Genomic DNA, 3,603 nt, shown 5'->3' with positions numbered 1-3,603 from the left:
GCCCTGCTTGGCAGAGGGCCGCAGCACCAGCCAGGCAATACCGGCAACCACCAGCAGCAACACGACCAGGCCGACAATGCGGCGGCGGGTCCAGCGGGACGGTGGGGAAACAGGACGACTTTCGGACATGGAAACGGTTCCGGCACTAATGCAGAAAGCCGTATTGTCTACTAGTCGGGTTCGGTTTCGCGCATCGCGGACGCCAGTTGAAACTGGCCGCAACAAGAATCAGCCTTGTGACGGCCCTGGACGGGAAAGGCGGGACCCTACGAGCTGCACAGCGTCATCTGAAAGGCGACGTCGCGGGCCACCTGCTGGGGCTTGAATTCGCCGTCTTGCGTGGAAAAACGTATCCAGATCATGTACTTATTGGCGCTGATCTCGGGGAACACGCCTTGCTCGGGGTCGACCCACACGCGCAGCAGATGAAATTGCTTGCCGCCCAGCATCTGTTGGTAAGCGCCCTGCTCGGCCACGATGTCGGTCTTGCGGCCGGATTCGCGCAGCAGTCGCAACGCCAGCGTCAGCCCGTCGTACAGCGCTAGAAACGGTGAGATCCAGGCCTGAAGATCCGAGAGGCGGGCGGCTTCGGATTTGTTCTGCCAGGCAAAGTACGACGGCATGTCGACCTGCGTGGCGCTGCCCGGCACGGACAGGCGCCCGCGCAGGCTGGTCAACCATTCGTTTTCGCGCAGCGACTGGCCGGTCTTGCCGGGCGCGGCCAACGCCGTGGCTACTTTTTCCAGTTCGCGCAGCATGGCTTCCAGCGCATCCTGCGCCACGCCGGGATGATCGCGCAGGCCCACCAACGCCATGCGCTGGCGTTCAAGGTCTTGCAGCACGGAGCCTTTCACGTCCGTGCGTTCGCAGGCGTCAAGCAAATCGAAAAGAGAAGTAACGGCAACCTGATGTTGGCGTGAATCCCCTGCCTGAGCAAAGAAGAACAACCTGTCGAACAGGTATTCCAATCGCAGGTAGGCGCGGATGCGCTCATTGAAGGGGTATTCGTAAACAATCACGCTTTTTTACAGGCCCATCAGTGGTCAGCCAGCCGGCCGGGATGTGGAAGGATGCCGGCCCGCTTGCGCTTACCGGCCCTGGGTGGTCGCCAGCGCAAGCCAGCGGTCATGCAAGGTCTTTGCCTGCGCGCGCAATTGCTCTGGTGAGGTGGCGCCGTCGTTGATGATGACGTCGTCAGCGGACTCCAGGCGGACTTGCCGCGCAGCCTGTGCCGCCATAATACGCCTGATGGCGGGCTCCGTCAGCCCGCTGCGAGCCTGCACGCGGGCCACCTGTGTGTCGGGGTCGCAGTCCACCACGCAGATGCGGTCAACGCGCCCGCGCCACCGCGTCAGGGACTCCACCAGAAGCGGCACGACAAAGACCAGATACGATCCGCTCGCGGCCGCCGCCTGACGCCGTGTTTCTTCAGTGATGATCGGGTGCAGCACGGCTTCAAGCCGCTGCCGTACGGCGGGGTCGGCGAAGGCGCGCTCGCGCATCCAGTCACGGTTCAGCGCACCGTCGGGCGTCAACGCCTGGGCGCCGAACTCCGCGGCAATGGCGGGCATGGCCGCGCCATTCGCGGCGGTCAGCGCGCGCGCGATTTCGTCGGTGTCGACCAGCGTTGCGCCCCATTCCGCCAGCATGTCGGCCACGCGGGACTTGCCCGACCCGATGCCACCCGTCAGCCCAATCTTGAACATGGTGCTTATCCTTTCCCGCCGGCTCACGCCGGACGCATCAACAACCACAAGCCCTCGTCGCCACCCAGCAGCAACATCACGATACCGGCCAATGCCAGGTAGGGTCCGAAAGGCAGCGGCTGCCCCCGGCCCGCGCGACCACTGAGCGTGAGCGCCCCGCCGATCAAGACACCCACCAACGAGGCCGCCAGCAACAGCATCGGCAGCGACTCGGCGCCAAACCAGGCGCCCAGCGCGGCCAGCAATTTGAAGTCGCCGTAGCCCATGCCTTCGCGCCCGGTCAGCAGCCGGAACAGGTGAAAGATAACCCACAGAAATACATAGCCGGCCACCGCGCCGATCACCGCCAGCGGCAAGGTGGTGAAGGTGCCGAACAGGTTGACGAGCAGGCCGGCCCAGACCAGCGGCTGCGTCAGGACATCAGGCAGCAGCGTGGTTTCAAAATCGATCCAGCCCAGGGCAATCAGCATGGCCGACAAGCCCATGGCGCACAGGGCGACGGGCGTGGCGCCATAGCGCCAGGCACAGGCGGCGAACACCAGGCAGGTCAGCAGTTCAATGGCGGGGTAGCGCCACGCAATCACGGCATCGCACGCGGCGCAGCGGCCCCGCAGCAAAAGCCAGCCCAGCACCGGCAGACGTCGCCAGCCACGCACCGGCGCGTTGCAGGCGGGGCAATGCGATGCCGGATGGAACAGGCCGTCGGGGCTGTCGGGCCGCGCCCGGCCCACGGCGTCCAGGCATTGCGCCTGCCATTCCCGTTCCATCATGCGAGGCAGCCGGTAGGTCAGCACGGTCAGCCAGCTACCGGCGAACAAGCCCGCCAATGCGGCCAGTGCAATGAAGGCGCCCAACGGAATATCGAAGGCGTGTCGCAGCACGTTCATGCCCGCTCGCGACAAACGCGCGCGCCGGATCCAGCGCCCCGTCCGTCGGCCAGAAGGCGGACGGCAAAACGGCGGCCGTGTCGTTTATTGTGCATAAAGTGCTGACTACACCCAAGAGTGGCTAAGGGAACGTATCGAATCTTCGCATAAGTGCGTAAAATCGGAGACAGACTCAATTCACGGATAAGCTGCCATGACCGCCCGCGTCGACATCGTTACCCGATCCCGCAAACTCAGCGTCATGGGGCTGCTGCTAGCCGGTACCGCACTAGGTGCGGCGGGCTGCGCCCAGCAAAAAACCGAAGGCTATTACGACCCCCCGGCTGAAAGCACCGTGACCGATGCGCAATACCAAGGTTCGGGCGCCGGCTACCGCAGCGTCATCCGCGCGCCGTCGCAAGTGCAAATCGCCCTGAAGCCCGACGCCCGCAAGCCGCAGAACCCAAGCGCGCAAGCCGCTGCCGGTGGCCAGACCACCGAAGACGGCCAGCCCGTTCCGGAAGGCGCCGAGGCCCCCAGCGCCGTATCGGCATCCAACACCGCACCAGCAGCCCCCGCCCCGGCCCCCAACGCCGCCGCGCACAGCCTGGTGCCGCAGCCCCAAACGTATATGGGCACGTTGCCGTGTTTTTCGCCCGCCATGCAATGCACCGCGCAACGCGTGACGTTGACGCTGGCGCCCAACGGCCGTTGGCGTGGCCGCACGGCCTACCTGGAAAACGACCCGAACAAGGGTCCCGCCGTGACCGAACAGGGTTGCTGGGACGCCACCGACGAACGCCCGCCGCGCGTCATCATGATGGACGGCAACGGCAACGTCCGCGCTGAGTTCGTGGTGGCCGCCAACAACGTGCTGCGCGTGCGGTCGATTGCCGGCCAGACGCCCAACCTGAACTACAACCTGACCCGCCAGCCGGATCTGGACCCGATCGACGAGTTGGCCAAGGCCGCGGCGCCCAAGTGTCCGTAACGCCGGTCTAACGCAACAACTCGATCCCGCCGGGCCCGAC

4 protein-coding genes are annotated in these 3,603 nt (G+C 65.3%); 1 reads left to right on the top strand and 3 read right to left on the bottom strand.

Annotated features, from left to right (window positions below):
- Positions 1–266: 266 nt before the first annotated feature.
- The 3 genes from zapD to ACNPP0_RS20330 form a co-directional block, all read right to left on the bottom strand.
- Positions 267–1,019, bottom strand: a complete 753-nt coding sequence (gene zapD / locus ACNPP0_RS20340) for a cell division protein ZapD (protein ID WP_448706839.1) — start codon at positions 1,017–1,019, stop codon at positions 267–269.
- Positions 1,020–1,088: 69 nt separating this feature from the next.
- Positions 1,089–1,706 carry a dephospho-CoA kinase gene (gene coaE, locus ACNPP0_RS20335; protein WP_332612352.1) on the bottom strand — a complete coding sequence of 206 codons (618 nt, stop codon included), beginning with the start codon at positions 1,704–1,706 and terminating at the stop codon, positions 1,089–1,091.
- A 23-nt stretch (positions 1,707–1,729) separates the two neighbouring features.
- Positions 1,730–2,593: a prepilin peptidase gene (locus ACNPP0_RS20330; RefSeq protein WP_332612354.1), complete on the bottom strand. Its 864-nt coding sequence runs from the start codon at positions 2,591–2,593 to the stop codon at positions 1,730–1,732.
- A 193-nt stretch (positions 2,594–2,786) separates the two neighbouring features.
- Here ACNPP0_RS20330 and ACNPP0_RS20325 point away from each other — a divergent pair, with 193 nt between their 5' ends.
- Positions 2,787–3,563, top strand: a complete 777-nt coding sequence (locus ACNPP0_RS20325; RefSeq protein ID WP_332612356.1) for a copper resistance protein NlpE N-terminal domain-containing protein — start codon at positions 2,787–2,789, stop codon at positions 3,561–3,563.
- Positions 3,564–3,603: the final 40 nt, after the last annotated feature.

The sequence above is a fragment of the Achromobacter semiaridum genome (assembly GCF_053543755.1).
The sequence above is the reverse complement of the archived record's forward strand: the minus strand, read 5'-3'. Positions and strand labels throughout refer to the sequence as shown.